This window comes from Aquihabitans sp. McL0605 (genome assembly GCF_049993875.1).
Taxonomy (GTDB): Bacteria; Actinomycetota; Acidimicrobiia; order Acidimicrobiales; family Iamiaceae; genus Aquihabitans.
This window is the reverse complement of the sequence record NZ_CP188252.1, coordinates 1,129,349-1,144,182: the sequence shown is the minus strand read 5'-3', so window position 1 is coordinate 1,144,182 and position 14,834 is coordinate 1,129,349. Positions and strand designations below refer to the sequence as shown.

Sequence of the window (14,834 nt, the reverse complement as noted above, 5' to 3'; positions counted from 1 at the left end):
CCTTCACCACCCCACCCCAAACCACCCCGCAAGACCCTGACCAAGGAGACCCCATGTCCCGATCCATCCGCGCCCTTGCCTTGTTGCTCGGGTTGTCCCTGGCGGTCGTCGCGTCCGCCTGCGGCTCCAGCGACTCGACCTCGAGCTCGAGCTCGACGAAGGACGGCCCGTTGACGGTCGGCTTCATCTACGTCGGCCCCAAGGACGACTACGGCTACAACCAGGCCGCCTACGAGGGCAGCATCGCCATGGAGAAGGCCACCGGTGCGAAGGTGCTCCAAGCGGAGAACGTGCCGGAGACGGCCGACGCCGAGCAGGTCATGCAGAACATGATCGACAAGGGCGCCAAGCTCATCTTCGCCACCAGCTACGGGCACTTTGAGTTCGCCAAGAACCTGGCCGAGAAGAACCCGGACGTGGTGTTCGTCCACCAGGGCGGCCTGAAGGGCGACGCCAAGCTCGACAACCTCGGCACCTACTTCGGCACCGTGTACGAGCCCGTGTACCTGGCCGGCATCGCCGCTGGGAAGGCCACCAAGACCAACAAGCTCGGCTACATCTACGCCTTCCCGATCCCGCAGACCCTGGCCAACATCAACGCCTTCACGCTGGGCGCCCAGTCGGTCAACCCCAAGGCGACCACCACCACCATCGCCACGGGCAGCTGGTGCGATCCGTCGGTCCAGGCCCAGGCCGTCAAGAGCCTGCTCGACAAGGACGTCGACGTGATCAGCCAGCACCAGGACTGCACGAAGACGATCATCGAGGCCACCGAAGCCGCCGGCGCCATGTCGGTGGGCTACCACCACGATGCGTCCTCGCTCGCTCCCAAGGGCTGGGTCACCGGCTCCGAGTGGAACTGGGGCCCGCTCTACACCGACATCGTGAAGACGGTGCAGGCCGGAAAGTTCAAGGGATCCAAGTACGACGGTGACTTCCGGGTCGGCCTCCAGACCGGCAACAACCCGTTCGTCCAGTCGCCGTACGGCTCGATGGTCGACGCCGACACCAAGGCCACCATCGAGAAGGCCAAGCAGAGCTTCGTCGACGGCGGTTCGCCCTTCAAGGGACCGGTGAAGGACCAGGACGGCAAGATCGTGGTGAAGGCGGGCGAGCAGCCCACCTATGCCCAGATCGAGACCATGGACTACTTCGTCCAGGGCGTCGTCGGAAAGATCGGCTGACCGATCGCCATGCCCACCGCTGCCCCACTGGATCGTGGCCATGGTCCCGTCGTCGTGCTGCTGCACGGCGTCGGGGTCGGGCCGGAGTCCTTCGCCGCCATGGCGGAGCTCCTCGAGGACCGTCACCGCGTGGTGGCCCTCGAGCGCCCGGTGGGGCCCGGTGGGACGGCGCTCCCGCTCCCGCTCCAGGCCGATCTCCTCGCCACCCTCCTCGCTGAGGTCGGTGCGCTGGGTGCCCGGCTGGTGGGCGTGAGCGGTGGCGCCACCCTGGGCCTGTGCCTCGGCATCCGCCACCCGCAGACGGTGAGCGCGCTGGCCCTCCACGAACCGCTCGTCGGGGCGCTCGCCCCCGAGCTCCACTCGCAGTTCCAGCGGTCTGCCGCCATCGCCTCGGCTGGGGAGCCCGAGGCGATGGAGGTGGTCCGGGCGGTGATGGGCGATGCCACCTGGGCTTCGCTCGGCCCTGAGGGCCAGGCCGCATCCAGCTCCCACGCCGTCCGCTGGCGAGGTGAGATCGCTCAGTTCGCCGCCTTCGACCCCAGCGTCGCCGACCTCACCGCCCTTCGTCCCCTGCCGCTCCTCGTCACGGTCGGTTCCCGCAGCGGGCCCGAGCGCTGGGCCGCCGCCGAGCAGCTCCGCCGCTGGGCCGCCGCCGACCTCGTCGAGGTGCCCGGTGCCGGAAACGCCGCCCAGATCGATGCCCCGCAGGCGTTCACCGAGATCGTGACCGCCTGGCAGACCGTCCCCTCCGGAGGATCCGCATGACCATCCACGTCGAGGGCACCGACCCCTACGCCTGGCCCTACGACGGCCGGCTCGCCGGCGGCCACCTCGCCCTGGTGCTGGCCGGCTGGGACGCCGGTTGGACCTCGCGCTGCGTCTCGATCGACGAGCCCGACCGGTGCGCTCGGGACCTGGCGGTCGCCGTCGACGCGCTGGGCGGCCTGGTCGTCCGGCTGGCCCACACCGGCGCCGCCCCGCAGGCCCTGCCCGTCGACGCGATCACCATCGCGGTCCCCGGCATCGACGGCTTCTACGCCAGCGCCCTCGACGACCTGCTGCGCACCCAGGGCCGCACCCACCTGCTCGTCGCCGGCCACGGCCTCGAGGCGGCCGTCCACTCCACCCTGCGGTCGGCCAACGACCGGGGGTACGAGTGCCTGCTCGTCACCGACGCCAGCGCCCCGCTCACCACCGACCTCGAGGCCGCCTCGGCCTCCACCGTCACCATGTCCGGCGGCATCTTCGGCGCCATCGGCACCACCCCCGCCGTGCTCCGCGCCCTGCAACCCGTTCCCACCCTCGTTCCGTCAACGCCCCAGGAGGCCTGACCATGACCACCCATGGACCTGTCGATGCCCAGCCGTACGCGTGGCCGTACGACGCCGCGTTCGAGCCGGAGCACACCGCGCTCATCAACATCGACTGGCAGACCGACTTCTGCGGCCCCGGCGGGTACGTCGACGCCATGGGCTACGACCTGAACCTCACGCGCGCCGGGCTGGCGCCGACGGTCGAGGTGCTCGCCGCCTGCCGGGCGGTGGGGATGCTGGTGATCCACACCCGCGAGGGGCACCTGCCCGACCTGTCGGACTGCCCGCCCAACAAGCTGTGGCGCTCGCAGCAGATCGGCGCCGGCATCGGCGATTCCGGTCCGTGCGGCCGCATCCTCGTGAAGGGCGAGCCCGGCTGGGACATCGTCCCCGAGGTGTACCCGATCGAGGGCGAGGTCATCATCGACAAGCCGGGCAAGGGCGCCTTCTACGCCACCGAGCTCGACCTGGTCCTGCGCACGCGCAACATCACCCACATCATCCTCACCGGCATCACCACCGACGTCTGCGTCCACACCACCATGCGCGAGGCCAACGACCGCGGGTACGAGTGCCTGCTCCTGGAAGACTGCACCGGTGCGACCGATGTCGGGAACTACGAGGCGGCGCTGAAGATGGTCACGATGCAGGGCGGCGTCTTCGGTGCGGTCGCGCACTCGTCGGCGCTCCTGTCGGCGCTCGGGGCGCGCCAGGCTGTTGAGGTCTGACGCTCCGGGCCACCCGCTCGACAGCGGCATCAGCGGTCTCCGCACGGCGTACCAGGCAGGGCTCGACCCGGTCGCGGTCGTCGACGAGGTCCTGGCGCGCATCGACGGGTGCGACGACCCCGCGATCTGGATCGACGTCGAGCCCGCCGACGCGCTGCGCGCCGCGGCCAAGGGCCTCGTCGACGTGCCGATGGACGGCCGGCCGCTCTGGGGCGTGCCGTTTGCGGTGAAGGACAACATCGACGTGGCCGGCCGGGTCACCTCCACTGGGCTGCCCGGCACCGACACCGTGCCGGACAGGTCGGCCACCGTGATCGACCGCCTCCTCGCGGCCGGCGCGCTGTACGTGGGCAAGACCAACCTCGACCAGTTCGCCACCGGGCTCGTGGGCACGCGCTCGCCCTTCGGGGTGCCGGTCAACCCGCTCGATCCCACCCTGATCCCCGGCGGGTCGTCGTCCGGATCCGCAGTGGCCGTGGCGCTCGGGCACGTGCCGTTCGCCCTGGGCACCGACACCGCCGGATCGGGCCGGGTGCCCGCGGCCATGTGCGGCATCGTCGGCCTGAAGGGTGCGCCTGGCACCCGGCCGATCGACGGGATCGTGCCCGCCAGCCCGACCATCGACTGCGTCTCGACCTTCGCCACCTCGGTGGCCGACGGCCTGGCCGTCGAGTCGGTGATGGCGTCCGGCGCGTGGCCGGTGGCGGAGGGGCCGTTCACGGTCGCCGTCGCCGGGGGAGCCGATGCGGTGGCCGCCGACCTGGCCGCCGCCGGCATGCGCATGGTCGACGTCGATCTGGCCCCGTTCCACGAGGCGGGCGATCTGCTCTACGGCGGTCCCTGGCTGGCCGACCGCACCGCTGCGCTGGCCCACATCCTGGACGGGGCTCCGAACGGACTCGTCGACGTGGTGCGGACGGTCGTGGCCGGCGGCGAGGCGTACCGCGGCACCGAGGTGTTCGACGCCATCCGCCGGCTGGGCGAGCTGCGTGACGAGCTGGCGCCCTGGTGGGACCGCACCGACGTCCTCGTGGTCCCCACCGTCTCGTTCCTGCCCACGCTCGACGAGGTGGCCGACGACCCGATCGGCGTCAACGCCCGCCTCGGCCGCCACACCACCTTCGCCAACCTGCTCGGCCTCGCGGCCATCGCCGTGCCCGCGCCGGAGGGCCCTGGGGGCGTCACCGTGCTCGGCCCCGCCGGCCACGCGGCGTCGGTGGCCGCGGTGGCTGCCATCCTGCACCGCGAGGAGCTCACGGCCGGCGCCGAGGCCGCCGGGGGTCGCATCCACCTGGCGGTGGTCGGCGCCCACCTCCGCGGCGAGCCGCTCAACCACCAGCTCACCGACCAGGGCGCCGAGCTGGTGGCGGCCACGCGCACCTCACTCGACTATCGGCTCTACCGGCTGCAGGGGGGACCGCCCGTGCGGCCCGGCCTCGAGCGCGTGGGTGCCGGTGGCCGGGCCATCGAGGTGGAGGTCTGGGCCATCGACGCCGCCGGCCTGGGCCGGGTGGTCGCGGCCGTGGCCCCGCCGCTGGGGATCGGCTCGGTCGAGCTGGCCGATGGCCGCTGGGTCAAGGGGTTCATCTGCGAGACCCGCGGCCTCGCCGACGCCACCGACATCACCGCTCACGGCGGCTGGCGGGCCTACCTCCGCAGCAAGCGCTGACCCTGGCCGACGACGAAGGCCTATGCCCCGAGAGGATCTCGCGGCGAACCAATCGTGTTGGCGTCGAGTGCGAGAACCACCCGCGAGATGCATCCCCTAACGAATCCTCTCTGGGTCAAGAGGGTCTTCTGAGCCGTGTTGGGGCGCGTCGAGGAGACGGCGTGGCGTCGTGGTTCTAGCGTTGGGTCGGGTCCGGGAGTGACCTCGCCGAAGAGCCGGTCGTCAGGGATGTAGGGCCGGTCACGCTGGCGTTCGAGTCGTTCCCGTTTGTCCTCCCGGGCCCGTTTCAGCCGCGGGTGTTGGCGGCGTCGGCGACGAGGTGGCGGTAGGCGGTGTTGCTGAGCTGGCGCTTGAGGGCGCGCAGGGCTTCTTTCTTGGTCTTGCCGCCGGCGACGCGCCGGTCGAAGTAGGCGCGGCCTTCGCAGTGGGGTTGGCGGAGCTGGCAGATGGCGGCCAGGTGCAGCGCGTTGTTGACGTTGCGGTTGCCGCGTGTCGACAGCCGGTGGACGGTGCGCCCGCCGGAGGAGAACTCGACGGGTGCGGTGCCGTTGTAGGCGGCGTAGCGATCGCGGTTGGCGAACCGGCTGATGTCGCCGCTGAACCCGATGAGCATCGCGGCGATGATCGGGCCGATCCCGAAGACGTCGGTGAGCGTCGTGCCTGATGCGGCGACGGCGGTGCGGATCCGTTTGTGCGATGCCTTGAGCTGCTCGTCGAGGCAGCGGATGTCGGCGAGGAGCTCGACGGCCAGGTCGTAGCGGACCTGTTCGGCCGGCGTCGCCGGCGAGATCTCGGCGAGGAAGCGGTCCACGTCAGAGGCGTTGATCTCCTTGGCGATCCCGCCCGGATCGAGCTCGATCAGAAGGGCGTGCATCCTCGACACGACTCGGCAGCGGTGGCTGCCGATGTCGCGGTTGCGTTTGGCCAGCAGCCGCAGCACCTCGCTGTGACCGACCGGCCGGACGGGGTGCAGCCCGGCGGTGCGCAGGGCGGTGACGGCGACGGACAGGGCGTCGTTCGGGTCGTTCTTGTTGGTGTGGCCGGTGCCCAGCAGTCGGGTCCGCGACGCGAGCGTGGCGGGCACGTTGACGACGTGCTCACCGGTAGCGACGAGCTGCTGCGCCAGCAGGTAGCCCATGCCATCGGCGCCCTCGATCGCCCAGGTCCGGGCGGGGAACGGTTCCGCCCACGTCAGCAGGTGGTCGACTTGGGTTCGTGCCGCCCGGACCTTCTTGTGGTCGAGCTCCTGCTCGTTCGTGTCGATCGCGACTGCGGTGTGCGTGGCCTTGTGGGGGTCGACCCCGATGATCACTTGCATCCAACGTCCTCCGTGGCTCGTTCGGGTCGGGAACCGCGCCGGGCACTCCTGCTTCGGATCGGGTGCTGTTCCTCTCTCGAGCCACGACACGGCGAAGCCCCGACCGAGTCGCTCTTCGTTTAGAAGCCAGACTCGCGAACGAGCCGGCAGGCACTTAGCGAGCTACCTCGGCTGGGACCTCTCGAACGCTACGAACCATCCGCAACGCCCGCCTCAAGTCTCAAGCAGGCACATGGAGGGCACCTGGTCTGTCGAAGGAGCGACCCGCTTGGAGCCAGCGGGGCACCATCTCCGCGGCAGCTCCGTGTAGAACCTCCGGGATGGCCCGAGACGTGGATGGCGACGATCGCTGGACCGCAGTCCTCGCCCTCCGAGAGGGGGGTCACATTCACCTTGATGAGCTCGTGGACAATGCCCCTGGACCCGGTTCGGCTGAATGGATGCCATCCGTGGAGGATCTGGTGCGCTGTCTCTCGGAACACGGTGGCCGGTGGATGGTCTCTCTCTACCTAGGCGAGTGCGAGCGTCCGCCAACCGGGGCCTTCTCCGTGGCAGATGCTTTCGCAACAGCGGATCAGAAACACCTGCGAACGCCCCCGGCCGCATACCGCCTTTCGGATTCGAACATTCCGAACCGGTGGACAGGTGAACGGCACTCATGGATCCGGGCGTGGGGTTCCGGTGCTACCGAGATCATCACCGTCACTCGCTCAGAGAGCGATGCGGATGCCGGGGAGCGATTCTCCATTTCGCTCCGTTACGAGGTCTGACCGGCCTGCCCCCTAACGCCGGGTCGATGGCGCGACCGCCGGCTGGCGCATGCGGGACACCCGAGAGCTTGCTTGGCTACGATCCGCCGGCGACGGCATAAGGAGATGATGTGCCAACGATCCTGATCGGGATGATCCTCGGCCTCGTCGGAGTCTTCGTCGTGACCGCGGCACGACGGCCGGGCGACGCAGTGATCGGGGGGACCCGTCCGCCACGCAGTGCACTGCTGCACACCGGCCAGTCTGTGGCGTACCTCGGCGTCGCCGCCCTGTTGGTGGGGGCGCTGCAACTGCTGTTCGACCTCTGAGGTCTCAGCGTCGCTGGGCGGGCGCCGAGTCAACGTGTGTCCCATAACGCCGGGTCGGCGCAGTGGTGAGTCGGGCAACCACGGTCAGGTCGACTCATGGCATAAGGCGCCGACCCAGAACTCGTCCTCGGCATCCTGGCCCAGCATGGCATTTACCGTCGCTCCCACGTCACGACTGCATCTCCCCCGGAGGGGTGGACGGTTCTTGCGGCAGTGCCTAAAATCTGGGTCCTCGTTACTGCTGGGGGAGAGTCCGCGGGGACCTTGCTCGGCCTCTGTGCAAGGAGGGCATATGTCTCACACTCGTCGCGTCGGTTTCGGCGTATCTGTCGTCGCCGCCAGCTTGTTGCTGGCCTTCATCCCGCTCGCCACGGCGGCGTCGGCGGCTCCACCGCCGGTGCGAGCGAACGTGACCGATGCTCCGATCTGTCCGGCAGCCACACCCAACGGGCGCTTCGTCCGTTGGATCTACCTTCAGATCCTGAACCGCTGCCCTGATGCGAGCGGTGCCAGCTACTGGACCGCCAAGCTCGACAAGGGGACCGATCGCTGGGCCTTCGCCCGCCAGATCGATTACTCGGACGAGAACATCTACAAGAACAACGTCGACGGCCTCTATAGCGACCTCCTCGGCCGGACACCGACCGCTGACGAGGCGGCCGCGGGCGCCGCGTCGATCCGCAGCACCGAAGGCGATGCCAACCTGATCGCGCACCTTGCTTCGAGCGACGAGTTCTACGCCACGATGCAGGGCGCGACGGCAGCTGACCGTGACCAGGCGTGGCTCAATTTCGCCTACAACGGCATCGTCGACCGCGACCCTGATGTGCAGGGCCGGGCCCACTACACCGCTGTGCTTGCCAGCCCTTCGACCGAGGCCACGCGCCACAAGGTCGCCATGTCGCTCGAGCACAGCGCGGAGAACGCAGGCGGCTGGACCACGGCGGTCTACTTCGCAGGCCTGAACCGTCCGCCGGACCCCTCGGGCTTCGCCCACTGGAAGAACTGGCTGCTGACCACCGGCTTCCGCACCTTCCGCATGTGGACGGGCATCTTGTCGTCGGACGAGGCCAACCGCTTCGCCCAGACTCAGCCCAACCCGCCGGCCCCCGCCCCGGCCACGCAGACCCGGGCCTGGGGTCACATGTAACCCGTCAAGCTGACCGACGCGCCTGAAACCCCACCGGCTGACAGCCGGTCGACTAAACGCCCGGTGGTCCTTGCGGCCACCGGGCGTTGTCGTCCCGACGGCGCCGAGTGCAGGACAAGCATGGAACGGTCGTCGAGGCACCAACCGGCGTGTCGCCGCTCCCGACGAGGCCGCCCCTGCGAGCCGCTCTAGCACCGACCGGCGGTGGAGGACCGCCCCCTAACGCCGGGTCACGGTCACCTCGATTGGCACATCGGGGCGAGCAGGTGCTCGGCACGATGCGCGGTCGGTAGCGTCTCGGCCCATGGCGCAGCAGGCCCCAAGAATCTCGTACTTCCGACGTCTATGTGAGGACGACTTCGGGCGTGTGGGGATCTTCATGCTCGGACTCGCCGTCGTGTCGCTGATCCTCCGCAACTGGATTTCCGTGGGGCTCAGCACTGCCACCTTTATCGCTGCGATGGCCTGCCTCTGGGTGCGCGAGCACCAACGCGCAGCCGGGAGCTGAGCCCCACCTGGGTCCTGGGGCTCCTGCCCCAGAACGCCGGCTTGAGGGGGCTACCTCGAGCGTTGTCCCTCCACGTTTGGGGTAGAACAGCGGCGTGGCGGATGACTTGTCGAAGAGGACAAGGGACGGGCTGCTCTTCCGGTCCATCTACGTCTGGTGGGCGCAGGTGCCGTTGTACGGCTTCATCTTTCTGTTGCTCGCCGGTACCGCTCTGAACCCCGATGCCCCCTGGACGGGCCGAATCGCCGCGGGTGCCGGTGCGGCCGTGATCGCCGCGGTCGGTGTCATCACGCGCCGCTCAGGGATCGTTGTCACGCCAAACGGGCTCATCGTGCGGCGGTACCTGGGGAAGGAGACCCGGGTGGACTGGGACCAGGTCGAGAACGTGCGCCTCGTGTCGGGCGGCCGGAATGCTTACGTCGCCGTTGAAGTCACCGACGGCCGCACCCTTCGCACACAGGGGCTCGCCACCGGCTCGACCCGTTCGAAATGGGGTCATCGGGTCGTCCAGCAGATCGAAGGTCACCGGCCGGCAGGCCACCGACCACCCCCCGGCCTCCACCGAGCCGCGCAGGCGGCTGCACAAGCGGCAGATGCACCTCAGCCCTCTCCGCCGCCGATGCCGAGCGAGCGGGAGACCCAACAGGCTCGGATCAAGGCACTCCAGGTGGATCTCGCCCGTCTCCGCTCGTCGCTCGACGCACCGAGCCAACCAAAACGCCCCTGACAACTGCCCCAGAACGCCGGGTCAGGGTCGCACCGAGCGGCACTTGGAGGGCACCCCCGTTGCGGTCGAAGGGTCCACCTATTGGCCAGCGCTTTGAGCATTCCGCCCTTGGATTTCAACTCCCGACAGGGCGTCGACAAGTCGGCGGCTGTGGCGGGTGACGAAGCGGTACTCGTCGCCTTCACCTGGCTTCACCGTCAAGGTCATGTCCATGAGTGCCGGCCCTCTTTGAACCTCGATGACAGGCTCTCGGCTAGCAGTGATGCTCACCTCGGCGATGTCGTGCCTGCGGGAGTGGCCGCTCGGCATCCAGGCAACCGAGCTGCCGGTCACGGAGAGCTGACCAGACCAACGCTCGGTCCCCAGAACCTGGTCGGCGGAAGCCGCGTACAACGCACCAGTGGCGCTGTCCCCCCGACGGCGCCAAGCAACCGGAACGAGCAACAGCCCCAACCCGATCGACAACGCAGCGACTTGAACGCCGTGCCGCCCTAGCAGTGCCACGAGCACGACGAGTGCGAGGGCTCTACAGGCGAGCGCTAACCGCGCAGAGTTGGATCGACCTGAGACCTTCACCCGGATCAAGACTCCCACGACGAGATGCCAAGCAGCCAGCTGCCCCCTATCGCCGGGTCAGTGACCATCTCCGACCGGCACATCGAGTGCACTAAGAGCGCCGACGATCTAGATCCCGTGAAAGACTGGGCCATCAGCGCAGCCGAACGTAACCGTCGCCCTAGCATCCCCACGGCGATGCAGGACGACGACGAAGCAGCCACGTGGAGTGCTCCTGACCGGGACCAGAAGTCCATACCCGTGGGACTCCTCCTGCTGTTCTTGCGCGGTGCGCTCCTGTGGCTGGTCGTTCCGGTCGGGTGGATCTGGTGGCTCGCGGCGTGGCGCTCGTTCCGGCGACAAGGCATCCAGCCTGGTCAGCTCGTCGGCTGGATGGATTTGAATCTCATCTCCGCAATCGAACGCACGGTGCTTCGCCCTGTGGTCCCTTCGCCTTTGCCTTGGACACCCTTCGACGCGCTTCCTCGAAGTGCGCACCGAGTCGGTTTGAACGACCCACTCTGATCCCGGGCGCCCGCTCCCGTCGTTGGTGAAGGCCGAATGCCACGCAGGCTGCCCCTGATCGCCGGATCAGTGTGACGGCAGATCGGCACGTGGATGACACCGTGGCGCTCGGCGAGCGTGCATCTGGCACGATGCCGCTTGTGGAGCTGATCACCGGTCTGAACCCTTGGAAGGTCAAGATGGCCGACGGCTCGGTTCTCCTTCTGTGGGCCTCGGGCTACACCGACGTTGGCTCGGAACGAGTGTTCACGGTGTTGATGGAGGCGACCGCAGAGGAACAGGCGTTGCTGGACGTGATCAGCCGAACACCCGCCGGACCTCCACGGGTTGACGTTGCGCTCGCGCGAATCCCGATCGCTCAGATCGAGTCGACGCGGGGTGGGTGACCAGGGACCCTGCCCCATAACGCCGGGTCAGGGGCGGCCAGCCCTCATCTTCAGACGATTAGCAAGTGGGGCCCGTGCTGAAGGCTGAACTGTTCGTAGGGCTCGGTCGAGTCGAACACGGACAACCGGCTCCCGTCGCCGAAGGTGATCGAGAGTTCGACGGGGCCGACGACCTCCGCGTGAGCCACCGGGTGCTTGAGCAGGGGCAGTAGCGCCGGCGCTGCATCGAACGGTAGGGCGAAACGCTGCACGGTGCCGTCGGGGTGGACGAGCTGCATCTCGCCTTCAATCGAGAGGCTCGCTCCGTCGAAGTTGAGAATGACCTGGAACTCGCCCACGGCGACCTGCTCCAAGCGGACGCCATCGAGATAGCTCGCGTCGTAGTCGAGGGGCACGCCGTACATGGGGCCAGTCAATCACGGCTGCCCCAGAACGCCGGGTAGCGGTCGTCACCGACCGGCACCTTCAGGGCGCCAGGTTCAGGTAGTGGCAGACCGCACGGCCTCTTCGAGGTCGAGGTGGTCGAACAGCCGCTCGTGGAGAACGTCAGCGATCTCCTCTCCGTTCCGGTCGGTGAGGAACACCTTCCTCCCGTCGGCCGCGAGCGCGGTGCCGCCGTCAAGCGTGACGAGAAGCGAGTGCGCGAGTGTTGAAAGGAACTCGGCGACCACGGCCACAAAATCCGCCTTCTGCTCAGTCGTGACGAGCACCTGGTGAAGGCGCTGCAGGGGGTCCCACGCCCGCCCGAACCGCAGCTCCCCGTCATCCACATCGTTGGAATCCACCGCCTCGGCTGCGGACCGGATGGTGGAACGAACGGCTGCCGCTACCTCGTCGAGGTACTCATCGCGAAGCTCCTCGTCCATCGGCTCAGATTGACACAGCTCAGTGGCAGCGGCACGTCTACTCCGTCTCGGCATCGCGATCTTGTTGGTGGACGATGGGGTCCGCTCCGACTGCCCCAGAACGCCGGTTCCGGGCATGGCTGGCCGCTGGCCTGCCTGCCTCGCCGCCGGGCCACGATCGTTGATCAGAACCTGTTCAGTAGGGTTTCGCCATCGGCGAGACCTGGTTCCTCGATTGGTTCGGCGACAAGCCGGTGGTCACCAGGATCACTGACGTATCCGCGTGGACGACCAGTGACGGCCTGTCTTGGACCGAGACCCCGCAGCGAGGGGATCTTCTCCGGGATGGTCGGACCGGCGTCGCTGAGCTCTCGCCCGAGGCGCTCAACGCGCTGTTCGATCCAGCAACACAGGATCCACCGGTACAGCCTCATCCCGAGGAACTCCTCCTCGAAATCGGCACCGCCAAGAGGGGCAGCCCGGGCCGGCCAAGGCCAGGGGTCCCCGAGCGCGTGCGTCAGCGGCTGCGCGCCGTACAAGCGTCAGAGTCCACACCGCCGCTTCCGCCCTGGCCGCCGCCGCTGACAGTCGGCGACCTCATAGATCTCGATGACTTCCGCCGAAGGGCCAGCGACGCCCAGCCGATGTGGACCACCCACACCATCAGGATCGACGGTGAACGCCCGATGGCGCTCAGAGCAGGGGGCGCAGTTCGGCGCTTGGGCCACGCGGTGACGGTCCACCGGTCACCGCCAGAGGCGGTGCGGCCCTGGGAGCTCACCATCTTCTGCCAGCTCGAGTTGGCAGACGACTACGCCGCAGCCTGGACCATCGGCGAGCTTGTCGTGCTCGGAAACGAGTACGACGGGCAGTACCTCGGATGGGAGCCCGCAGATCCCGAGCACTCGCCTGTTTAGGTGCCCCAGAACGCCGGGTCGGGGCTCGTGCGACCTCAGAAGAGGATTGGGTCGGTGCGGTTGCCGTTCAGTCTCACGGCGAGGATGGCGACGGGGTCGGCCGTCGAGATCACGACGAAGGCTCCCATCGGCGCCGGAGTCACCGGCCGACCACCGCCAACTCCCACCTCCTGGACGACGTCAACGTCAGGCGCACAGAAGCCGCTCACCGCCGTGACCGTCCGTGCGTGGCCTTCCGCATCCTCGTTATCCAACCTGACGGTTTCGCCCGCAACCGTCCATCCGTCCGTCCACAGGCCTGGATCATCGAGCGGGATCGCGGGGAACGTTGTCCCTCCAGACCCGGCATCCTCCCAGGTCCCATCCGCGGATCTGGTGACGATGATGGTGTCGGACGTCCAAGTCGTCCCATCACGCGACGTCCGAAGGCAGAGGAGAGCCCCGAGATCCCCGGCTCGATTCACCGCAATCACGGTCGGGTCGTGCTGCCCGTGTTCGAACTTGGCGATGTCACCGGCCATCGCGGCCTGGATCCCTGCCTGGTCAACCATGCCATCAGTGTCGCGGCTCCGCTCTCGCTGCGCCCGACAACGCCGGGTCAGGGTCCGGTCAGAGAAGGAGATCCCGATAGAAGGCCGCGGTATCTGGCGATGCGTGGGCAGCCTCGTAGATCGAGTTCAGAACCGATGAACGGGTCTGTTCCCTAAGAGCAAGACTCAGCGCCGAGGCGAGGCGCGCGGACCTGAACAGAGTTGCCCAGTTCGGGTCGGCGGCCTCCTGTGCGGTGAGGTACCGGTCATCGGTCCGCTCAGCGAGTTCCTCAAGCTTCCGTGCCAGGTTGTCATCGGGTGTCCCACGGACGAGTTGGGAAAGAGCGAGATCCACGAGCGGCTCATGATCGGTCCGAACCGTCGAAGCGCGCTGGCAGGCTTCGAGCACGAGACGTCGGAGCGACTCTGGGTCCTGTGCGTCGAGATGGACAGCCACTTCGGGTGCCTCGATCTCAAGGCGTTCTCGTGCCACCCGTTTACCGTATAACCGACTCCTCCTGGTATCCCATAACGCCGGCTCGGGGTCATGGCCCAACGGCACCTATGCCACGGTGCACAAGCCAACGACGGGGTGTCTCCAACGGGCGAACCCAGGGTTCTCGCTGTGTGCTTGACTGCCGACGTGGCCGAGTTCTCCGAGGTCGAGCGCGAGATCGTGGCTTGGCTTCTCGATGAGCTGCCTGTGCCAGGCATCGCGCAGAAAATGGGCCGGTCCGACAGGGAGATCGAGCAACGCATTCGGGTCCTCTACAGCAAGCTCGGAATCGCGAATCGCAAGGAGCTACGCGCTGTGCCGAGCCATCTGATCTACGGGCAAGCGGACTGACGCGACCGCCCCAGAACGCCGGGATGCGGCATCGCAGGTGGTGGATCGGCTCGAATCACAGGGCTAGGGCAAGTGGCGAGGCGGCTGTTGGACCTGCGGCGTCGGCGTCCGATCTGGTGGGACGAGGCCGAGGCGAGGGTAGAGGTGCTTCTCGGCTGCAGAAAGCAACTCGGCAGCCTCCGCCAGGAGCCGCTCGGCACGTTCGCTGTCACCGGGGGGCAGCGATGGCCAGGCGGCTTCGAGTGCTCGTACCGCCTCAAGCATCTGGGTGTAGCCATACAAAGCATCGGCTGAGTAGTCCATGGCGGGCAGGCTACGAGGGTTCCTGGCCTCGCATCCCTCACTGCCCCGACCGCCGGGTGGGTGATCGGTGCGGTCGAAACGTGCGGGCCAGAACGAGCGAGCGCATGGCAGTCTTTGGATCTGCCCGCCCTAGGTCGGTCCAGCCGGTAAAGGCCGATCCGAGTTGGAGAGGAGGCTGCCCGTTCAAGCCGGGCCGGGTCCGCCGTCGGGGGGCGAAAGCCCCCAGGCGGGTATCCCAGAACGCCGGACTG

Annotated in this window: 18 protein-coding genes; 13 read left to right on the top strand and 5 right to left on the bottom strand. The window is 68.1% G+C overall.

Annotated elements, in window-relative coordinates:
* The first annotated feature begins 53 nt into the window (after positions 1-53).
* From ACPPVX_RS05260 to ACPPVX_RS05240, 5 genes are read left to right on the top strand one after another with little or no spacing between them, the layout of a single operon-like run.
* Positions 54-1,184: a BMP family ABC transporter substrate-binding protein gene (locus ACPPVX_RS05260; RefSeq protein WP_426573848.1), complete on the top strand. Its 1,131-nt coding sequence runs from the start codon at positions 54-56 to the stop codon at positions 1,182-1,184.
* Between the two features lie 54 nt (positions 1,185-1,238).
* Positions 1,239-1,949 carry an alpha/beta fold hydrolase gene (locus ACPPVX_RS05255; protein WP_426573847.1) on the top strand — a complete coding sequence of 237 codons (711 nt, stop codon included), beginning with the start codon at positions 1,239-1,241 and terminating at the stop codon, positions 1,947-1,949.
* Positions 1,946-2,515 (top strand): cysteine hydrolase family protein, encoded by a 570-nt coding sequence (locus ACPPVX_RS05250; protein ID WP_426573846.1) that lies wholly within the window; start codon positions 1,946-1,948, stop codon positions 2,513-2,515. The genes ACPPVX_RS05255 and ACPPVX_RS05250 overlap by 4 nt, the downstream gene beginning before the upstream one ends.
* Before the next feature lie 2 nt (positions 2,516-2,517).
* Positions 2,518-3,225 carry a cysteine hydrolase family protein gene (locus tag ACPPVX_RS05245; RefSeq protein WP_426573845.1) on the top strand — a complete coding sequence of 236 codons (708 nt, stop codon included), beginning with the start codon at positions 2,518-2,520 and terminating at the stop codon, positions 3,223-3,225.
* On the top strand, positions 3,215-4,894 hold the full coding sequence (locus ACPPVX_RS05240; protein WP_426573844.1) for an amidase family protein: 1,680 nt from the start codon (positions 3,215-3,217) through the stop codon (positions 4,892-4,894). Before ACPPVX_RS05245 ends, ACPPVX_RS05240 begins: the two co-directional genes overlap by 11 nt.
* A gap of 286 nt (positions 4,895-5,180) precedes the next feature.
* On the opposite strand, the gene ACPPVX_RS05235 is transcribed toward ACPPVX_RS05240, so the two are convergent.
* The gene (locus ACPPVX_RS05235; RefSeq protein WP_426573843.1) at positions 5,181-6,212 is read right to left on the bottom strand and encodes an IS110 family transposase; all 1,032 of its coding nucleotides are present in this window, start codon (positions 6,210-6,212) and stop codon (positions 5,181-5,183) included.
* A gap of 880 nt (positions 6,213-7,092) precedes the next feature.
* Between ACPPVX_RS05235 and ACPPVX_RS05230 the strand changes: the two genes are divergently transcribed.
* The 6 genes from ACPPVX_RS05230 (at position 7,093) to ACPPVX_RS05205 (ending at position 11,141) form a co-directional block, all read left to right on the top strand.
* Positions 7,093-7,290, top strand: a complete 198-nt coding sequence (locus tag ACPPVX_RS05230; RefSeq protein ID WP_426573842.1) for a hypothetical protein — start codon at positions 7,093-7,095, stop codon at positions 7,288-7,290.
* A gap of 292 nt (positions 7,291-7,582) precedes the next feature.
* Positions 7,583-8,440 (top strand): DUF4214 domain-containing protein, encoded by an 858-nt coding sequence (locus ACPPVX_RS05225; RefSeq protein ID WP_426573841.1) that lies wholly within the window; start codon positions 7,583-7,585, stop codon positions 8,438-8,440.
* Positions 8,441-8,744: 304 nt separating this feature from the next.
* Positions 8,745-8,948 (top strand): hypothetical protein, encoded by a 204-nt coding sequence (locus ACPPVX_RS05220; protein ID WP_426573840.1) that lies wholly within the window; start codon positions 8,745-8,747, stop codon positions 8,946-8,948.
* Positions 8,949-9,042: 94 nt separating this feature from the next.
* Positions 9,043-9,675 (top strand): PH domain-containing protein, encoded by a 633-nt coding sequence (locus ACPPVX_RS05215; RefSeq protein WP_426573839.1) that lies wholly within the window; start codon positions 9,043-9,045, stop codon positions 9,673-9,675.
* Positions 9,676-10,311: 636 nt separating this feature from the next.
* On the top strand, positions 10,312-10,755 hold the full coding sequence (locus tag ACPPVX_RS05210; protein ID WP_426573838.1) for a hypothetical protein: 444 nt from the start codon (positions 10,312-10,314) through the stop codon (positions 10,753-10,755).
* Positions 10,756-10,844: 89 nt separating this feature from the next.
* Entirely contained in the window at positions 10,845-11,141 is a 297-nt protein-coding gene (locus ACPPVX_RS05205; protein ID WP_426573837.1) for a hypothetical protein, read from the top strand.
* A gap of 50 nt (positions 11,142-11,191) precedes the next feature.
* Here the strand turns inward: ACPPVX_RS05205 and ACPPVX_RS05200 are convergent, their stop codons facing one another.
* Both ACPPVX_RS05200 and ACPPVX_RS05195 read right to left on the bottom strand, forming a co-directional pair.
* The gene (locus ACPPVX_RS05200; RefSeq protein ID WP_426573836.1) at positions 11,192-11,536 is read right to left on the bottom strand and encodes a DUF6188 family protein; all 345 of its coding nucleotides are present in this window, start codon (positions 11,534-11,536) and stop codon (positions 11,192-11,194) included.
* A gap of 84 nt (positions 11,537-11,620) precedes the next feature.
* Positions 11,621-12,007 carry a hypothetical protein gene (locus ACPPVX_RS05195; RefSeq protein WP_426573835.1) on the bottom strand — a complete coding sequence of 129 codons (387 nt, stop codon included), beginning with the start codon at positions 12,005-12,007 and terminating at the stop codon, positions 11,621-11,623.
* A gap of 233 nt (positions 12,008-12,240) precedes the next feature.
* Here ACPPVX_RS05195 and ACPPVX_RS05190 point away from each other — a divergent pair, with 233 nt between their 5' ends.
* The gene (locus ACPPVX_RS05190; protein WP_426573834.1) at positions 12,241-12,903 is read left to right on the top strand and encodes a hypothetical protein; all 663 of its coding nucleotides are present in this window, start codon (positions 12,241-12,243) and stop codon (positions 12,901-12,903) included.
* Between the two features lie 35 nt (positions 12,904-12,938).
* Here the strand turns inward: ACPPVX_RS05190 and ACPPVX_RS05185 are convergent, their stop codons facing one another.
* Both ACPPVX_RS05185 and ACPPVX_RS05180 read right to left on the bottom strand, forming a co-directional pair.
* Entirely contained in the window at positions 12,939-13,454 is a 516-nt protein-coding gene (locus ACPPVX_RS05185) for a hypothetical protein (protein WP_426573833.1), read from the bottom strand.
* 58 nt (positions 13,455-13,512) lie between these two features.
* The gene (locus ACPPVX_RS05180; RefSeq protein WP_426573832.1) at positions 13,513-13,926 is read right to left on the bottom strand and encodes a hypothetical protein; all 414 of its coding nucleotides are present in this window, start codon (positions 13,924-13,926) and stop codon (positions 13,513-13,515) included.
* Between the two features lie 150 nt (positions 13,927-14,076).
* Between ACPPVX_RS05180 and ACPPVX_RS05175 the strand changes: the two genes are divergently transcribed.
* The gene (locus ACPPVX_RS05175; protein WP_426573831.1) at positions 14,077-14,280 is read left to right on the top strand and encodes a hypothetical protein; all 204 of its coding nucleotides are present in this window, start codon (positions 14,077-14,079) and stop codon (positions 14,278-14,280) included.
* Positions 14,281-14,834 lie beyond the last annotated feature (554 nt).